This window comes from Gabonibacter chumensis (assembly GCF_024741215.1).
GTDB classification, from domain to species: Bacteria; Bacteroidota; Bacteroidia; order Bacteroidales; family Marinifilaceae; genus Gabonibacter; species Gabonibacter massiliensis.
Window position 1 is genome coordinate 81086 of the sequence record NZ_JANSKB010000004.1, and the last position, 18218, is coordinate 99303.

The 18218-nt window shown below is 43.4% G+C and carries 15 protein-coding genes; 1 reads left to right on the top strand and 14 read right to left on the bottom strand.

The annotated features are described in order from the left end of the window. Positions 1-65 precede the first annotated feature (65 nt). From hisIE to NVS78_RS11535, 9 genes are all read right to left on the bottom strand, one after another. Complete coding sequence (gene hisIE / locus NVS78_RS11495; protein WP_286359374.1) at positions 66-677, bottom strand: bifunctional phosphoribosyl-AMP cyclohydrolase/phosphoribosyl-ATP diphosphatase HisIE; 612 nt, start codon at positions 675-677, stop codon at positions 66-68. Next, a complete protein-coding gene (gene hisF, locus NVS78_RS11500) occupies positions 677-1459 on the bottom strand; it encodes an imidazole glycerol phosphate synthase subunit HisF (protein WP_286359313.1) in 783 nt (260 codons plus the stop codon). The genes hisIE and hisF overlap by 1 nt, the downstream gene beginning before the upstream one ends. 6 nt (positions 1460-1465) lie before the next feature. Continuing rightward, positions 1466-2182, bottom strand: a complete 717-nt coding sequence (hisA, locus tag NVS78_RS11505; protein WP_286359314.1) for a 1-(5-phosphoribosyl)-5-[(5-phosphoribosylamino)methylideneamino]imidazole-4-carboxamide isomerase — start codon at positions 2180-2182, stop codon at positions 1466-1468. A 2-nt stretch (positions 2183-2184) separates the two neighbouring features. Beyond that, complete coding sequence (gene hisH / locus NVS78_RS11510; protein WP_286359315.1) at positions 2185-2763, bottom strand: imidazole glycerol phosphate synthase subunit HisH; 579 nt, start codon at positions 2761-2763, stop codon at positions 2185-2187. Positions 2764-2774: 11 nt separating this feature from the next. After that, positions 2775-3869, bottom strand: a complete 1095-nt coding sequence (gene hisB / locus NVS78_RS11515) for a bifunctional histidinol-phosphatase/imidazoleglycerol-phosphate dehydratase HisB (protein ID WP_286359316.1) — start codon at positions 3867-3869, stop codon at positions 2775-2777. Next, positions 3866-4924, bottom strand: a complete 1059-nt coding sequence (hisC, locus tag NVS78_RS11520; protein WP_286359317.1) for a histidinol-phosphate transaminase — start codon at positions 4922-4924, stop codon at positions 3866-3868. Before hisC ends, hisB begins: the two co-directional genes overlap by 4 nt. A gap of 3 nt (positions 4925-4927) precedes the next feature. After that, complete coding sequence (hisD, locus tag NVS78_RS11525) at positions 4928-6214, bottom strand: histidinol dehydrogenase (protein WP_286359318.1); 1287 nt, start codon at positions 6212-6214, stop codon at positions 4928-4930. Positions 6215-6262: 48 nt separating this feature from the next. Next, a complete protein-coding gene (gene hisG / locus NVS78_RS11530; RefSeq protein WP_286359319.1) occupies positions 6263-7120 on the bottom strand; it encodes an ATP phosphoribosyltransferase in 858 nt (285 codons plus the stop codon). Between the two features lie 289 nt (positions 7121-7409). Next, positions 7410-8183, bottom strand: coding sequence for a hypothetical protein (locus NVS78_RS11535; RefSeq protein WP_286359320.1), 774 nt, complete (start codon positions 8181-8183; stop codon positions 7410-7412). A gap of 313 nt (positions 8184-8496) precedes the next feature. Between NVS78_RS11535 and NVS78_RS11540 the strand changes: the two genes are divergently transcribed. Beyond that, positions 8497-10350: a PCMD domain-containing protein gene (locus NVS78_RS11540; RefSeq protein ID WP_286359321.1), complete on the top strand. Its 1854-nt coding sequence runs from the start codon at positions 8497-8499 to the stop codon at positions 10348-10350. Positions 10351-10393: 43 nt separating this feature from the next. Here the strand turns inward: NVS78_RS11540 and NVS78_RS11545 are convergent, their stop codons facing one another. The 5 genes from NVS78_RS11545 to NVS78_RS11565 all read right to left on the bottom strand — a co-directional run bounded on the left by NVS78_RS11545 (position 10394) and on the right by NVS78_RS11565 (position 18210). Beyond that, a complete protein-coding gene (locus NVS78_RS11545) occupies positions 10394-11293 on the bottom strand; it encodes a hypothetical protein (RefSeq protein ID WP_286359322.1) in 900 nt (299 codons plus the stop codon). Positions 11294-11316: 23 nt separating this feature from the next. Continuing rightward, positions 11317-12741, bottom strand: a complete 1425-nt coding sequence (locus NVS78_RS11550; protein ID WP_286359323.1) for a RagB/SusD family nutrient uptake outer membrane protein — start codon at positions 12739-12741, stop codon at positions 11317-11319. A gap of 11 nt (positions 12742-12752) precedes the next feature. Then, entirely contained in the window at positions 12753-16346 is a 3594-nt protein-coding gene (locus NVS78_RS11555; RefSeq protein ID WP_286359324.1) for a SusC/RagA family TonB-linked outer membrane protein, read from the bottom strand. Positions 16347-16422: 76 nt separating this feature from the next. Further along, positions 16423-17583 (bottom strand): FecR family protein, encoded by a 1161-nt coding sequence (locus NVS78_RS11560; RefSeq protein ID WP_286359325.1) that lies wholly within the window; start codon positions 17581-17583, stop codon positions 16423-16425. A 75-nt stretch (positions 17584-17658) separates the two neighbouring features. Beyond that, a complete protein-coding gene (locus NVS78_RS11565; RefSeq protein ID WP_286359326.1) occupies positions 17659-18210 on the bottom strand; it encodes an RNA polymerase sigma factor in 552 nt (183 codons plus the stop codon). Positions 18211-18218 lie beyond the last annotated feature (8 nt).

Sequence of the window (18218 nt, forward strand, 5' to 3'; positions counted from 1 at the left end):
CACTTAATCTTCAATCTCTCAATCACCAAATCACAGAATCACTAAATCGCTAAATCACAGAATCACTAAATCCTATTGCATCTATGCCTTTGCTTCAATACCCCTATCACGTTCTCCAGCTCACAGCCCTTTGCCATCAGTAAAACCAGATAATGATACAGCAAATCGGCCGCTTCATTCAAAAATAATTCCCTGTTCTCATCTTTTGCCTCTATAATCAGCTCTACGGCCTCCTCTCCCACCTTTTGGGCCACTTTATTTATTCCCATCGAAATCAATCTTGCCGTATAAGAATCTTCGGGAGAATCATTTTTCCGCTTTTGCAGAAAATGTTCCAGACACAATAAGAAATTACCCGGTTCATTTTCCTCTCCCCAGCAAGTATCTTGTCCAGTATGGCAAACCGGACCATCCGGTTTCACTTTTACCAGCAACGAATCCCCGTCACAATCCGCAAGTATTTCCTGCAAGTACAAAAAATGTCCGCTCTCTTCACCTTTCGTCCATAAACATTGTCGGGAACGACTGAAAAAACATACCTTTCCGGCCTTTACCGACCGCCTGACGGAAGCTTCATTCATATATCCCTGCATCAAAACGACACGAGTATTCGCATCCTGAATAACAGCCGGGACCAATCCGTCCTTGTCAAATTTTAAACTACTGATATCTAACATCATATTTGTATTTCATTAAGTGATACATCTCTTACTTCAACCCCTTTGGTTGCCAAATAGGATTTCAATTCCGGAATTTTGATTCTTCCGTCGTGAAAAACACCCGCGGCCAAAGCCGCATCTGCCTCTCCTCTCGTAAAAACATCATAAAAATCCTCATTCTTTCCGGCCCCGCCGGAAGCAATAATCGGTATAGTCAACTCATTAGCCAAAGCGGCTACCGTATCATAGGCAAATCCTCGACAGGTCCCGTCATGATCCATGGAAGTAAACAAAAGTTCTCCAGCCCCTAAATCCGCAGCTTCCCGTGCCCATTCCCGTAAAACGAAAGAGGTTTCCCTAATTCCCCCGTGACTAAAGACCCTCCACTCTCCTCTTTTTAGCGAAGCATCGATAGCCACGACTATACATTGTTTTCCGAAATTTGCCGCAAGTCGGCGAATCAATCCCGGATCCCCGATTGCCGCCGAATTAACAGAAACTTTATCGGCTCCACATTTTAATAACGCTTCGACATCCCGTTCTGAAGCTATACCGCCCCCCACGGTAAAAGGAATATTTACCGCCTCAGCAACCTTTCTCACCCACTCAGACATCGTTTTCCTCCGAGTGCTACTGGCCGCAATATCTAAAAATACCAATTCATCTGCCCCAGAATCAGAATAAAGAAGAGCTAAATCCACCGGATTTCCGACATTTTTTAAATCCCGGAAACAAACTCCTTTCACGACACATCCCTCTCTTACATCCAAACAAGGAATTATTCTCTTTGCCAATCCCATATCTCGCTATAATTTCATTCGTACTATCTCTTCCCAGGTCAATCGCCCCTCGTAAAAAGCTTTCCCTATAATAACAGAGGTCACTCCCAAACGGTACAGAGCCTTTACATCTTCAACCGAGCGAACACCTCCCGAAGCGATTAATTTTATTTCCGGAAACCTCGTCCGCAATTTGCCGTACAACCCTGACGAAGGCCCGGAAAACATTCCGTCCCGTTCGATATCGGTACACATCAAGTTCATCAACACGCCGTCGTATTGTTCGATCAGATCAAAAATCGTTTTATCCGACTTCCGTCGCCAGCCGTTAATATAGACCCGTTCTTCCCGAACATCTGCCGCAATTATAATTCGTTCGGCCCCGTACTTCGTTATCCAACTTTTAACTTTCTCCGGATTCGTTTGTGCCATACTTCCGATTGTTACCCACCGGGCCCCCGCTTCCAATACTTGTTGTACCTCTCCTTCGCTTTTTATTCCCCCGCTGAAATCCACCTCCAAACGGGTCAAAGAACAAATTTCCCTCAATAAATCGAGGTGAGCGACCTTTCCCTTCCGGGTTCCGTCCAAATCAACCAAATGTAACCTCCCGACTCCCGCCTTTTCAAAACAAAGAGCCATACCAACCGGGTCCTCCGTATAAACAGAACATCTATCGTAATCTCCCTGACTCAAACGAACACATCGTCCGCCCATAAGATCTATTGCCGGTATAATCTCCATATTCAAAGCATTAAAAAATTACGTAAAATCATTTCTCCCGTACCTGAAGATTTTTCCGGATGAAATTGACACCCCCAGAAATTATCTTTTCGAACGGCTGCACAAAATTCTCCATCATAATCACATGTCGCAATTTGATACGCGTTACATGGAATATAATACGAATGAACGAAATATCCCCATTCCATTTCTCCGACCCGCCGGAACAAATCGGAATGTAAATCGAATATTCTATTCCATCCCATATGAGGGACTTTCTTCCCCTGCCCTATTCGTTTTACGGCTAACGGAAATATTCCCAATCCCGTGGTGTCTCCTTCCTCCGAAAAAGTACACATCAACTGCATTCCCAGACAAATTCCCAATACCGGAACCTTCAGTTCGGGAATAATCTTATCCAACCCCTTTTCCCGCAATTGTCGCATCGCCGCGGCAGCTTGCCCTACCCCGGGAAAAATTACCCGTTCGGCTTCGAGGATGACCGACGGATCGGAAGAGACGATAACCTCTTCATTTAATCGCCGGATCGCCGTCTGCACGGAAAAAACATTTCCCGCACCATAATCGATAATCGTAACCATTTCCGATACTATTACAGCTGCCCCTTGGAGGAAGGAATTCCGCTTCCCGAAGAATTTACGGCTACTTTGATACAACGTCCGAAAGCTTTAAAAATCGCTTCGATCTGATGATGGGTATTCTCACCCTCAACTTTTACATGTAGATTACAACCGGCCTCCCGGCAAAATGACTCGAAAAAATGGCGCGTCATCTCTGTCGGGAAATCCCCTACAAACTCTCGCTCAAACCGGGCTTTCCAGACCAGATACCCTCTTCCGCCGAAATCAAGCAACACTTCGGCACGAGATTCCTCCATCGGTAATACAAATCCGTACCGTTCGATACCTTTCTTACTCCCTAAAGCCTCCTTAAAACACCGCCCCAAAAGAATAGCCGTATCCTCTATCGTATGATGCTCGTCTACCTGTTTATCCCCCTCCGCATCAACGACCAAATCGATTCCCCCGTGACGAACGACCTGTTCCAACATATGATCAAAAAAACCTATACCCGTACGTACATCGCTCTCTCCGTTCCCGTTCAATACCAACGTCATTCCAACCTTCGTTTCGGAAGTCTCGCGGGATAAACTCACTCTACGAGAATTCGATTTCAGATAACGGTACACCTTCTCCCAGGAAGAACAGGTTACCGTTTCCGAAACCCCTCCTGCTTTCCCCTCCCCCAACAAGATTCCCTTTATTCCCATATTTGACGCCAACTCCATATCGGTCAGACGATCCCCGATCACGTAAGAATTTTCCCGGTCCAAGCACTCGTTCATATACTTTTCCACCATACCGATCCCGGGTTTTCGAAAAGGCGAATTCTCCCCCGGGAGACTACCGTCTATCAGTATCTCATCAAAAATAATTCCCTCGCCTGCCAAGACTTTCAACATCCAGTCATGCGGAGGCATAAAATCAGCTAAAGGGAAAGCAGCTGTTCCCAAACCGTCCTGATTGCTAACCATCACCAGACGATAGTCTGTTTCTTCCGTTATTTTCCGCAAAGAACCGATAACTCCCGGCTTAAAACGCAATTTATCCATTCGATCCACCTGAAAATCACCCGGAGGCTCTTCTATGATCGTTCCGTCCCGATCAATAAATAATATTTTTTTCATAAATAACCCTGTTTTAAATACCTTTCTTCCAATTCAGACAACACATCCATAAAAAAATCATTTTCTCGCGAGGTCCCGACCGAGATACGTAGTCCGTTCTCTATTCGAGGAGGCATCTGCCGGACTCTGACCACGATTCCCCGTTTCAATAGCTCCTGATACAAACATTCATATTCTTCGCTACATACTAAAATAAAATTAGCTTCCGAAGGGAAAACCCGGTCAAAAAGGGCATTCCGTTTCAGATAATTATAAAGCCTCTCCCTTTCCCGTTTTATTTCATCTAAACACCTTTGAAAGAATTCCGTATTTTCCAACATTCGTAAAGCTTCCGTTTGTACCAAAGAGCCTACATTATAAGGCAGTCTTACCCGATTCAAATAACGGGTTAACCCGGGATGCGCCGCAAGTATCCCTACGCGCAAACCGGCCATTCCCCAAGCCTTGGATAACGTTTGCAAAACAACTACATTAGGATAATCCCCTAATCGGCCGATTATCGATTCTTGACTCGCGAAATCGATGTAAGCCTCATCGATAACAACCAAACCGGAACACTTTTTCGCAATCTTCAATACACGTTCGACGGGCAAAACATTTCCGACCGGATTATTCGGGTTACAGAAAAAAACGATTTTACTTCTATCGTCCATACAGGCCTCCACCCTGTCCCATTCAGGCATAAACGCCTCATCCAACCTCAATTTCAAAACCTCTATCCCGTTGATCCGGGCACAAACCTCATACATAGAGTACCCCGGATCAAAAAGGATTACCCGATCTCTCCCCGGTTCGCAAACTGTCCGGATCAACAAATCGATCAATTCGTCACTCCCGTTCCCCAAGACCAACTGATCCGTCGAAACCCGTCTCAGGTCCGCCAAGCGTTTCTTTAATTTCCGTTGAAAAGGGTCCGGATAACGATTAACCCCCGTCTCAAAAGGATTCTCGTTCGCATCCAAAAATAGGATTTGTTGTTCGCCGGCGAATTCCGCACGGGCGCACGAGTAGGCTTCCAACTCTTTTATACCGCCACGAATAATACTCTCAAACATATTTTACTCTTTTTCAGTATTCATTCGTACGGTTATCGCGTTCCGGTGTCCCCAAAGTCGCTCGTACTCCGCCATGACCTCGATCGTTTCGCCCAACACGGACAAACCTTCGGAAGTTATTTCCTGAAACGTGATTTTTTTCATAAAAGAATCCAGATTCACCCCACTGTACACCCGGGCAAACCCGTTAGTCGGCAAGGTATGATTCGTACCTGATGCATAATCACCCGCACTTTCGGGAGAATAATTTCCTAAAAAAACAGAACCTGCACTCTTGATCTCCGTGAGCCAACGTCCATAATCCCGAACACAAAGCATTAAATGTTCGGGAGCATACCAATTGGCCAACTCTATACATTCCCTTATCGTCTCCAACACGATACATTTAGAGTTCTCCAACGCCCTTGTTGCCAAATCCTTCCGGGGAAGTTCCTCCAATTGTCGTTTTAGTTCGACTTCAACCTTTTTCGATAAATCTTCACGGTCAGTAAGGAGAAACACTTGACTATCCGGCCCGTGTTCAGCTTGAGATAATAAATCGGCCGCAATAAAGCCGGGCCGGGCAGAATCATCCGCGACAACCATTAATTCCGAAGGTCCAGCAGGTATATCTATCGCTACGCCATAACGCCCGGAACGTAATTTGGCCGCAGTCACGAATCGGTTCCCCGGACCGAAGATCTTATCGACCCGTCCGATCGAAGAAGTCCCTATTGCCATGGCCGCTATCGCCTGAATTCCTCCTACCTTATATATCTTTTTCACCCCGCACAAAGCAGCCGTCCATAACACGACAGGATTTACGTTACCATCGGCAGACGGCGGAGTACAAAGGATAACCTCTTCACAGCCGGCCAATACCGCCGGGACCGCTAACATCAACACGGTCGAAAATAAAGGAGCACTCCCCCCGGGAATATACAACCCGACCCGTTGTATGGCTCTTGCTTCCTGCCAGCAGCAAAAGCCCCGTTCATCCTTGACTTCGACTTTCAACGGTTTTTGCAAAGCATGGAAACGATAAATATTTTCCTTTGCTTCCCGAATAGCTACTTTCAATTTTTCGTTTACCGACTCATTCGCCTCATCAAACTCTTTTCCCGTAACCTCAAAATCATCCAGTTTTACCCGATCAAAATACCGGGTATATTTTTTTAACGCCTCGTCCCCATTTCGCTTTACTTCCTCAAAAACAAGATCACACACCTTTTCCAAATCAACCGTCTGATCCGACGGACGCTTCAACAACTCCGTCCACACTTCTTTTGTTGGATATACTATCTTTTCCATATCGACATCAGTAAATTAGCTTTATAAACATCATAAACGCGGATCAAATCACTCGACCATCTTTTCAATCGGAACGACCAATATTCCCTCTGCTCCGGCCTCCTTCAAACGATCGATCGAATCCCAGAACTGATTTTCATTCACCACGGAGTGCAAAGAATACCAACCGGACCGTCGCAAAGGCATAACCGTGGGACTTTTCATCCCGGGCAATATTCGGCAGATTTCATCCAGATGCGCTTCCGGGGCATTCAACAAAATGTATTTATTGCTTTTTGCCGCCAACACGGCTTTCATCCTAAAAACCAACTGCTTCGTTAACATCTTTTTTTTCAAATCCGGAGAAGGATTCGACACCAATACCGCGGTAGAACGGAACAAAGTATACACCTCGGAAAGACCATTTTTAAACAAGGTGCTGCCGGAACTCACGATATCGCATATGGCATCCGCCAAACCTATATTCGGGGCGATCTCCACTGAACCGGAAATCACATGAATTTCCGATCGCAAGCCGTTTTGCTTCAAAAAAGCATTCAAAGTATTCGGGTAAGAAGTGGCAATTCTCTTTCCTTCCAAGAAAGAGAGTCCCGTAAAAGTCTCCGACTTCGGGATAGCGATGGAAACACGACAGGAGGAAAATCCCAAATCCAATAATTTCGTAACCCGGGATTGTTTCTCGATCAACGTATTTTCACCGATAATGGCCAAATCGACAATACCATCCTCCACGTAATGAGGAATATCCGAATTACGCAGATAGAGAATTTCCAATGAAAAATTGGACGCCTGAGCCATCAACTGATCTTTCCCGTTATTGATCGAGATTCCGCACTCCCGCAAAAGAGCCAAAGAATCGTCATACAGTCGTCCCGATTTTTGAACAGCAATTTTCAATCTCGTCATAATTTTTGATTTAAAAACTCGCTGAATCCGGGAAGGCCAAAAGAATAAAAGACAAACGAGCCCGCCTGAATCCAGGCGAGCTCGTTTATACTTTCTATTTCAAATTACAGCACAACAGCATCATCTCACCTGAACACAGTGATGGTAATGATGATGCATATGATGTAAATTCGCTCTCATATTTTGTCTTTTATCGCTGCAAATATAAAACTATTTTTATAAAAACCATCCATAATAAAAAAATCCTGCGGTTTTAACGGCAGGATTTTTATCTTCTTTATCGGAAAAACTATTTCTCCAATCTGATTCCTATTTTGAATTCGGTTGTTTTAGCCCAAACTCCGGGAAGTGCTTCCACTATCGGTTTGATCATTGCAATCGTCTCATCGGTTGAATCTTCCGGAATTAATTTGGAAAGTACCGGCAGCAAGGCCATTACCTGATCAAAGAAAGCCTTGTCAAGAGAAATCTCGAGCTTCTTATCCTGATCTGTCATCTTGTAAGTTGCAGGAATTCCCTCTGTCGTCACCTTATTGACAAAAGTCATAAGCGTTTGCAAGTCGGCTTGCGACAATCCGAGGGTTCCCAAAGACTCTAAACTCAAATCAGCCTCAGCCAAAATATTAACGATATTGGGATAAAGAGCAATTTTAGTTCCGGATACGATCTTATAACTCAAATATTTCGGTTCAGATGCTTTCCAAGTAGGAGTAACTGTTCCGTCCAGACTTACTCCGGCATCGGAATAAGTGGCTACTACCTGTCCGTTCTTCTGGAAAGTAACATCCTTTAGTACTTGTGCTAAAAGTACGCTTCCGAATCCTTCGGCCATACCGGAAATAGACTCTATCGGGAAAGGCACTCCGAACATAGGAAAAGTTGTTCCCTCTTCAGCTACCCATTGGAAAGACAAAGGACCGGAAACGAACATCTCATCATCATCCATTTGCACGCTTCCTAATTTCCAAGTACCGACAAGAGCATGATCGTTATCGTCATCATCACTACACGCCGAAAAGAACGTAACACCTAAAATCAATAATAACAAAAGTTTGTTTTTCATAGTCATTAAATATTAATTAAACATATTGTTTTTCATCATTAAACCTTCGTTTTTCCAGTACGACGAATTAATTAGCAGCAAAAAACATGCAAAAATAATCAAAAATTAAATCTCTCCTCGTTTTTTAACATTTTATTTTTCTATATGCCTAATTACGTGTATCATGCATTATTATACTACGAATGTTAAATAAAAACACACAATGATAACCTTTTTCATTTTCTTTATTTTATTCTCTATCAAAAAAGGAACGTTTTTTGATAGAAGGTACAGTTATTTATAATATAAAAATTTAATTAATAATTAATGACTTATGAAAAACAAATTACTCCTTATTTTAATTTTAGGCATGAGCATTTTTTCCGCCTGCCATGATGACGACAAACCGGAAGCTCCGCCTACCATCGACGACATTGTCGCCACTTACTCTTCCGACAAGCTTCAAGCTACTGCCAACGGGAAAAACCTCCCATCGAATGCCGCCATCAATATCATAAAAGAGACCGATGAAACAAGTACGATCAAACTACTGAATATCGTGCCGGGTGTTCCGGAATTCGCTATTCCCAACGCAACTTTTGAAGCGGTGAGCAAAAGTGCCTATTACAGTAAGCTCGAGGGAAGCGTAACCGACAGTATTGCCGGATACGATGTACAACTGACAGGAAGTGTCGAAGCGGGGATTCTAAGTGCCACGATTACGATAACCGACATGGGTGGGGAAAGTATAGACGCTACAAGTTTTTATAACAAAACTTACAAAGGAGAGATGACCATCAAAGTTTCCAACCTGACCGAGCCCGTGGTTATGACCCAACGAATCTACACCTCGCGTCCTTCCACTAAAGAGAAATCTCGTATCCAATTGGAGATAAATAATTTCTCTTTCTCAGGCATGTCGTTAGGAACGATAAAATTAGATACCCTTCCTGTCCTTCAAAGAGGACGTTATTATTCCTTCAAATCAATAGACCAAGAGATAGAAGTACAGGGAATCGGAAAAGTGCAGGCGGATGTCAACGGAGTAATTGTCGGTAACGACATACAACTCTCGTTAATCGTAAAAGCAGGCCCTTTAACCGTTAACGTTTCGTTCGACGGAGAGAGCGTAACGGAGAGTACGGACATGAAAGCTACAATTACCATAAACAGTAACGTTCTCCTCGATCCGATCGCGGTCAGTGCGTCCAACTACACGTTCAAAGTATGGGATTCCACCCCGACCGAACAATTGGCTCTACTCCCCGAAATAGAGATCCCGGCAGGAGCAACTTTGGACTCCGTTATAATTTATAATGCCGTGGATAAGAGCACTACCCCTATCGATAATAAGACAACTATCGATTTTTCTAAATTCACCCCGGAGTGTTATGTAGCCTACTACATTACAGCCGAAGACGTTCGCAAGAACAGCATAAAAAAATTATTCGTTGTAAAAATAGAGGATAAAGACCTGGTATACACGATGGAAAACTGGAATTCCATTGGTAAATATTTTGAACCTGCAGGGCTCACCTCTTCCAACACGGCAGCCTCTCTCTTCTCCATCATGGGCATTCCCGTGGAGCCTTACCCCGTCTCAAAAGCTGAAGACGGAGCCGCAAAAGTCATAACCAGAAAAACCGTCAGCGAAACGTCGCCAAGCGGTATGGTTCCTGCCATGACAGCCGGAACGTTGTTCAACGGCGAATTCAAACTCAACATTTTTGATCAATTGAAAAGCACCAAATTCGGTATTCCTTACCGGAAAAAACCGGTATCCCTGAAAGTTTCCTATAAATATACCCCGGGAGCACTTTATTATAAAACGGAAAAAGTGTCGAGCGGAAACTCCACGATCAATACGGCCGTAGAGATGCCGAATACAAAAGATACCTGTTCCATCAACGCTTACCTGTATGAAGTAAGCTCTTACGATGAAACCTTAGACGGAAGCAATATAAATACTTCCCCTTCCGTAATCATGAAAGCAAGCCTTATCGACGGAAACTCGACAAGCAGCTATACCGAACGAACCATCAATTTCACGGAAACGGGTAACGGAACATTCGATCCTTCGAAAAAATACAAATTAGCTATCGTTTGTACCCCCAGTAAAGACGGGGATCAATTCATGGGAGCCGAAAGTACGCTATGGATCAAACACTTGGAAATAATTTCCGAATAAAAAGAGAGGCGGCCTTTACGGCCGCCTCCTTGTTACCTCCAACCTACTGAAGTGACGAGATATCGAACCCACCACATTGTTTCATCGCTTCTTTCAATATGTCGTATTTCTTTTTCATCAGGGGATATGCTTCAAAAATGGCATCTCGTTCCGTTTTCGTTACCCTGAAAACAAACTCCAACCATTGAGAAATATCGATATCTTTCGATGGCGCCTGAATCCACCAACCTCCCCAATCCGGATCCGGATCAAAACTCGTCATCCCCGGATCATAGGAGACAAATCCCATTTCATGCCAGTCGATATCATCCGGGGTTTCAACATCCAAGTCCCAATCGGATCGCTTATAATACGCTTCACTCACTTCATAAAATTCCTCCGGAATCTGAAATACACCCTTGATGGCCAATAAATAATCCTTCCAGAATTTACCGTTCACCTCTCCTCGAATTTCCCGGATATCGGCATCCGTGTAACTGTCCATCTCCGGACGAATACCGGCAATCGCCACATAGTTCGTGCTTACGAAGGCATGATAACTGGGAGTCTGATCCTCCATCCCCAAAAAGAAAATGGAGTCGGCCATGATCACGGAATAAGGCAGGTATTCCTTTAAGAAACCCTCGGTATAAACATCGACAAACACTTCTTTTACCAAAGACAAACCCTTTTCAAGAAGTTCCTTTTCCTGAAGAGGAGAGACCACTCTGATATTGTTCTTCTTCTTAAAGTTATAACGGTAATCCCGGATATCCGGATCTTTTACTAAAATCGTCTGGTAGGTTTTGTAAAATTCATAAATATAATGTTGGACGGGATCCGACGGATCGTCCTCCAAATTATACCAGCTATTTCCCACGGAAGCATGAATCTTATCCTCATCGGAACAAGCATTCAAACAACATACCAATGCACAAAACAGTATTAATTGTATTGTTTTCATCTTCATCTAATTTTTGGTTTTCATCATTTTCTCCGTTGCGGACGGTCTATTTGCTCTATGGAAAGATTCATATCCCGCTCTTTCTGCGGTATCGGCAAGGTATAAGCCGGATCATCTTTTCTCAACACATACTCGGTATAGTTACTCGGGTTCTCTACCGATGTATATCGATGTACGATCTCAGGACGATCCCAACGACGTAAGTCAAACCAACGGAATCCCTCGAAACAGAATTCCATCCGACGTTCCTCCTTCACGTAATTCAAGGCCTGTGCCGCTGTCGTGGCCGAAAGAATGTAATCCCCTGAAATTCGCTTCTCCCGGATAGCATTTACATCCCGCATGGCGTTTTCTATGTTTCCCTTATTGGCATACGCCTCTGCCCGATTCAGGTAAGCCTCCGACAAACGGAAAGCGTAAGCATAAACTCCATCGGAAGAAGCCCCGTAAAATTTCAACGGTTTTTTCTTCGTATAATCAAAAAACAAGTTGGTCGTTTTCCGCTTATCGGTAGCCGGATACAGATTCATCAACTTTTCCGAGGGGATAAAAGAAGCCGCATAAGAAGAACCATACAGAAATGCCTGACTCTGGGTCGAGAGATTGCCATAAGTAAACAGTATCTCTCCATTTTTTATAGACATAAATCTCTGATTCGAATAGCTTCCATTCATATCAAACAATTCGGCATCCGTCGTCATAATGACCGAATCGGCATAAGCAATTGTCCGGTCGTAATCCTTTCTGAACAAAGCAATCCGACAAGCCAACAAATAAGAGGTGGATAAATTCGGTCGAAAAATCGTTTTTTCCATTTCAGCCTCTTTAAAAGAAGCAATCGAACGTTTAATATCCACCTCCATCAAATCATACACCGCTTTAACAGAGGAACGGGATAACAATCTGTCTTCTATGCCTGTCGCGGAGTTGATCGGTACACAAAAATCGACGGCGGCCTGTTCCTCGTTAATATAAGGCTTACCGTACAAATTAGCCAACATAAAATAGGACCAGGCTCTCAGAAAATAAGCTTCTCCGGCCAGATCGGCTTTCTCCTTCCCGCTACCTTCCATACTATTTAAATTATCAAGAATCACATTTGCCACAAATATCCGGTGATAATACTCCCCCCAGGCCTGATCTTCCATCAGCGCATTATTCATTTGCAATTCAGGATATTGTTGCCAGGAATAATAGGACCAGAACCTGGCTCGCTTGTCTTCCCGATCAAGTCTCTTTAAATTAATATACTCTTCCGCATCATCTGTCATCACGTCCAAGTAATCACATAGGATAAGCTTATTGTTCAAACCTTCCCCGTATAAAAACTCTTTATAGTTTTGAACGGTTTTGGGAATTAACAAGTCCTGCGAACTTTCATCCAGAAAATCACTACAAGCTCCGAACAATAGGATAGATATAATATACAATAAATTATGTTTTTTCATCACAGGCGATTTTAAAATGAAACATTCAATCTTAACGAGTATCCCCTTTGAGGAGGAACAGTCCCGGATCCCATGGTTACTTGTTCCGGATCTCGTCCTTTCAGATTTTTACTCTTCACCACAAAAGGATTCGTCACGTCAAAACTCAGGCTTGCCGAAGAGACGCACACCTTTTTCAGCAACTCTTCGGGAAAATTATAACGCAGCGTCAAAGAACGACATCTCAAAAAGTCTCCCGATACGACTCTCAAATCACTCTTATTATACATATCCCATCGGTTATTGGCTATCGGATACTTTCTTTCATAAGTGGTAAATGCCATATCGTCATCGGACAGAGCCGGAATATTCGTATAATCCTCATCTCCTTTCTGGCGCCAACGATCCACAAATTCGCTCGACATATTCTGTTGAGGGAAAGGCAATGCTTGTCCGGAAGACAAATAGAGGTCGTTCAAACGGACCTTATTACCTAAAGCAAAAGAGAAAAGAGCATTCAAACTGAATCGTTTATATCTTAAATCCGTTGAAAAACCTCCGGCAAACGTCGGTTCCCTCCGTCCCGCGTATACAAAAGCAGCAGCATAGGCTTCTTCTTGCGTATTGATCACCTTTTTCCCGGTTTCATCCGATTCCGACTCTCCATAGAACGTAGGAAGCCCTTTATCATTCAACGCCTTAAACCGATAAGCATAAAAACTATTGATCGAACGGCCGTTCCGTACTAAGGTCCCGTTGATGTAATCGCTCCAAGATACGGATTCCGCCTCGCCCGCGTTAGTAACCTTATTATAATTTTTTGCCGTATTAAAAGAGATTCCCCATGCCCAATCTTTCGTACGAATCGGATTCACGTTTACACTGATCTCCCAACCCGAATTATTGACGTCACCATCATTAATAGCCACATAATTCGCCCCGGTAGAAGGAGCAATTATTTTCTGTACGATCTGGTCTACCCCCTTCTTTTTATACACCTCTACCGTACCGAATACCAATCCTTTAAAGAAAGAGACATCAATACCCAGATTGTAGGATTTAGTCTTTTCCCATTTCAAATTATTATTCGGAAATTTATATAAGGTCGATTCGTATTCCCTGGAAACATCATCCAAAGTTCCCATGCGCACGATCAGGTTCGGCGTCTGATCCGGATGCACATTACCCTGAATACCGTAAGATGCACGTACGGCAAACTCATCCAACCAATTTATCCCCCTCATGAAATTCTCATTATGCATATTCCACCTCCCGGAAACAGACCATACCGGTAAAAAACGAACACTCTTATCCTGCCCGAACTTATTGGATCCGTCCGTCCTAATATTGAAATTGGCAATATACTTATCGTCATAAGAATAGGTAAACGTACCGTACCAGGATACAATATTAGTCAGATTATCCGTGATCACGTCCGGCGTATTGGTTATATTCTGAGCCAATTTTCTCCATTTTGTCAGATCGACTTGGGCAAACTTTTTCCCGCGTTCGGGTAGGTATCCCCATTGGGTAGATTTCAGGGCGTCGTATTTGGAAGAAGAGATTTCACTTCCGACCATCGCCGTTACATTATGTTTTCCGAAATCCTTGTAAAAAGTAAAACTGTTTCTTATGGTATAACGAACGTTACGCGTATCCTCGTTGACAAGCTCTCCTCCCATAGGGATCTCACACCTATCCAAAAAATCGTTCGACGGATCTTTCGGGAGCGGTGTTCCGTAAGGCGTCTGGCGCTTCATCGAAACATAATAAGATTTTTCACCAGCCCAATAGGTTTGGTAATTATTATTCGTGGAAATACCCAGTAAAGAACTAAATTTCAAATACGACAAAATATTCCAATCTACCGTCAGATTCAACCTGACAGCATGATTCTTTACCTTTGTTCCGCTCTCGGACAACTCATTCAAAATATTAAACGGGATCATGTCGGAATAACCTATTCCGTTATCGTAAAAGAACAAATCACCGTTTGCATCATAAAGAGGAATCGCTCTCGACGTCTGCGCCGCGTATTGATACACGTCAATGGAATTATGGGGTCGCTTGGTATTGGTCAAAGCAGCACTCAGGTTCATACCTACTCTGAAACGATCGGTGAAACGGGTGTTTACCTTGATCATCGCATTGTAACGATCCACGTCTTCTTTTTTATTCACACTCTGGTCATCCGCGTATCCCAAAGAAAAGTAATAATCTCCCTTATCGAAAGCACCGGAAACAGAAATCGAATGCTGATGGCTGACCGAAGTACGAAATAAAAGATCATACCAATCCGTGTTCAACTCTTTCAACTCTTTTACCTGTTGCCGAAATTCATCGTAAGAGATCGTCTTGTTCCACAAATCCATCAGTGCTCCTTCATAACCCATATGAGTGGGCTTATAAGAGATAAATTCCAATCCTTTTTCATGCATCTCTTCCGACATTTCAATCCGCTCTTCGGAATCCATTAAGCGCATAACCTTATAAGAAGGAGGAGTCATGATAGAGATCCCGCCGTAATAATTAATACGTACTTTGCCCTCCCGTCCTTTTTTCGTAGTCACCACGATTACGCCGTTCGCAGCTTTCACTCCATAAATGGCTGTCGCACTCGCATCTTTCAATATATCGATCCGTTCTATATCACTCGGATTCAAACTGGAGATGGCATTCCCGATCAAATTTACCTTGTCCATGCTATTCAACTCTTCTGTAGAAATCTGTACGGGCTCGTCCAAAATAATCCCGTCGACCACCCAAATCGGCTCGCGGTTTCCCGTGATAGAGGATGATCCTCTAATTCGAATTTTCGGAGCAGCTCCCGGAGTCGAGGTCTGGTTCAATACAGTAACACCGGCTAAACGTCCCTGTAACATCTGATCCACTGAAATGGCCCCGCCCATTAATATATTTTCTCCTTTTATAGAAGTCACCGAACTGGACAGCCTTCTCTTGTCAATTTGTTGGTAACCGGTTACGACCACTTCATCCACCTCCTCTACCGACTCTTTCAAAACTACTTTCATAAAAGCGGTATCAGCCTTTATTTCCCGTTTTTCCATTCCTATAAAAGAGAAAATCAGGAATATCTCTTTATTGGCCGGAACACTTATTTTAAATTTTCCGTCAATATCCGTTACCGTTCCCACAGTCGTTCCTTTCAATAAAATCGTAACTCCCGGTAATTTCAATCCTCCTTCATCCTGCACGACTCCTTTTATCTCTCTTTTCGCAATGACGGAATCCGTTTTAACTCCCCGGTCCGGCAAAATCAAGACATACCCCGTCGTGATCTCGTATCGGTAAGGCAAGATTTTAAACAACTTAGCCAGAGCCGATTCCAAAGACATGTTATTCAGCTCCACGCTTACTGTCTGATCGACATCCACCTCCCGGTTATTATACATAAAATAAACTCCGGTCTGTGTTTTAATCTCCCGCAAGACCTCTTTCAAAGCCTTATTCGAGAATTTTGCATTAACCACACGCTGTGCCGAAGTTTCAGCCGCAAGATGCAATGTAAAGACAAACATCAATAGCCACGTTAATTTCATAACTTTCATGATTTTGTTCGCACATTTTCCCCGTGCAAACGTGTACCATCTACTCTTTTTTTTCATAATTTTGTTTTTTACGTTAAAATCAACTCCTGTTCAGCCGACAGGAGTTCGAAAAGGAGTGTTAGCCGCACTCCTTTCATTTTTTAGAAACGGTAATAATCCTATCTTTTTTAATAAACTGAATTTTTGACAATTTCTCTATCATCCCCAGGAGAACACTCATATCCCGGTGCCGATCGGCCGCCCCGGTAAATAGAATATGACGTAAAGATTCATCGGAATAAATAAATTCAACGTCATACCAACGCCCCAACTGAGCGGTAATTTGTTGCAACTCCATCTTCTCAAACTCGAAAACACCCGATTTCCAAGCAACGTACGTTCTGACGTCCACCTGCCTTACATCTATTTTCGTGGCATCGGAAACAGCTTGTTCTCCCGGTTTCAACAACAACGAATCCCGCCCGTTAGATATCCGCACACAACCTTCAACCAAGGTCGTCACCACTTTCTCTTGTTGTTCGTAAGCCGATACGTTAAAATGAGTTCCTAAAACCCTTATTTGTGCCCCCCGGCCCTGTACCAAGAAAGGCCGGGACTCGTCTTTTGCAACCTCGAAATAGCCCTCCCCCTCCAATCGTACGCTTCGATTTTCTTTACCAAAAACAACAGGATAAACTAACTTCGAATCCGAATTTAACCAAACCTTCGTCCCGTCCGACAGCTGTAAAAAATACTCTCCCCCGCGAGGAACAAGAATCGTATTTACACCGATCTCTTCCCCAGCCTCTTCGCCTTTCGCGACATATCGGATTTTTCCCGCCGTATCCTTTTCTATCACAGCCCCGTTCACCTCTTTTAATCGAAATAAAGAATCCCGGGAAAGATCTACCTGCTTCCCGTCAGACAACAGCAATACCGCCTTGGAAGAACCCGGTAAAACAGCCATGATTTTCTCCTCAGGAATACCCGCATTTTGTTGCATGTACCAATAAAGCGAAACAGACAGTAACAAAACAAGCATGGCCGCGTAAGGATAATAACGGGTAATCCATCTCCTCTTCCCGGTATCGGAACGCCTGATCTTTTTCTCTATCTTACACCAAGCTTCACTCGTATCCGCCATATCCCAAAAGGCCAGTTGTCGGCCCCGACGATATCTCTTTAAGTATCCCCGAAAAATCTCCACGTGTTTTTGATCCTCCCGTAACCAACGCCTCAACTCGCTCGCATCCGCGGAAGTCAACTCTTTTTTGCAGTATAAAACGACCCATTCGATAACTTTTCTCTCATCCATTTTTTAAAGCTTTTATACGGATAAGCCCAAAACGATTCAAATGGGTGAATTAATAACGATTTTTTTGATTTTTTTTTAATGAAGCAGTATCAACACAATCGTGTTCAATGAACTTCTCAACTGTTTTAAAGCCCTTGCCAAATGTGTTTTCACCGTGTTTACGGATAAATCCAAATACTCCGCAGCCTCTTTGTATTTCATATCTTTTAATACGATCGCTTCAAATACCTTACGGCATTGTTCGGGTAATTTTTCAATTTCCGCGTATAATTTTTCCCGCTCCTCCTCTATGGCCTCGGCAGTATACTGAACATCCAGCATCTCTTCGTAACGTTCCAATTCATCAAATTGATATTTCTGTCTAATTTTTAACAACTTGACACAATTGTGCCGAACAGACGAAAACAAATAAGAACGCAAAGAACCTTGAAACATCGTTTTTTCCCTTCTCTCCCAAAACTTCACGAATAACTCCTGGATTACATCCTCTGCCTCTTCGTACGAATCAATGTAGTTCAATGCAAAAACACACAAAGGTTTATAATACAAGTCGAAAAGTTCTTTTAATCCAGACTCATCCCCTTCGTTAATTTTTTCCAAAAGATTACGCTCATCCCGATTTGTCATACACCACC

Excerpts from the sequence above, each read along its gene's own strand:
- hisIE (WP_286359374.1), bottom strand. The coding sequence starts at position 677 with ATGTTAGATATCAGTAGTTTAAAATTTGACAAGGACGGATTGGTCCCG.
- hisF (WP_286359313.1), bottom strand. The coding sequence starts at position 1,459 with ATGGGATTGGCAAAGAGAATAATTCCTTGTTTGGATGTAAGAGAGGGA.
- hisA (WP_286359314.1), bottom strand. The coding sequence starts at position 2,182 with ATGGAGATTATACCGGCAATAGATCTTATGGGCGGACGATGTGTTCGT.
- hisH (WP_286359315.1), bottom strand. The coding sequence starts at position 2,763 with ATGGTTACGATTATCGATTATGGTGCGGGAAATGTTTTTTCCGTGCAG.
- hisB (WP_286359316.1), bottom strand. The coding sequence starts at position 3,869 with ATGAAAAAAATATTATTTATTGATCGGGACGGAACGATCATAGAAGAG.
- hisC (WP_286359317.1), bottom strand. The coding sequence starts at position 4,924 with ATGTTTGAGAGTATTATTCGTGGCGGTATAAAAGAGTTGGAAGCCTAC.
- hisD (WP_286359318.1), bottom strand. The coding sequence starts at position 6,214 with ATGGAAAAGATAGTATATCCAACAAAAGAAGTGTGGACGGAGTTGTTG.
- hisG (WP_286359319.1), bottom strand. The coding sequence starts at position 7,120 with ATGACGAGATTGAAAATTGCTGTTCAAAAATCGGGACGACTGTATGAC.
- NVS78_RS11535 (WP_286359320.1), bottom strand. The coding sequence starts at position 8,183 with ATGAAAAACAAACTTTTGTTATTATTGATTTTAGGTGTTACGTTCTTT.
- NVS78_RS11540 (WP_286359321.1), top strand. The coding sequence starts at position 8,497 with ATGAAAAACAAATTACTCCTTATTTTAATTTTAGGCATGAGCATTTTT.
- NVS78_RS11545 (WP_286359322.1), bottom strand. The coding sequence starts at position 11,293 with ATGAAAACAATACAATTAATACTGTTTTGTGCATTGGTATGTTGTTTG.
- NVS78_RS11550 (WP_286359323.1), bottom strand. The coding sequence starts at position 12,741 with ATGAAAAAACATAATTTATTGTATATTATATCTATCCTATTGTTCGGA.
- NVS78_RS11555 (WP_286359324.1), bottom strand. The coding sequence starts at position 16,346 with ATGAAAAAAAAGAGTAGATGGTACACGTTTGCACGGGGAAAATGTGCG.
- NVS78_RS11560 (WP_286359325.1), bottom strand. The coding sequence starts at position 17,583 with ATGGATGAGAGAAAAGTTATCGAATGGGTCGTTTTATACTGCAAAAAA.
- NVS78_RS11565 (WP_286359326.1), bottom strand. The coding sequence starts at position 18,210 with ATGACAAATCGGGATGAGCGTAATCTTTTGGAAAAAATTAACGAAGGG.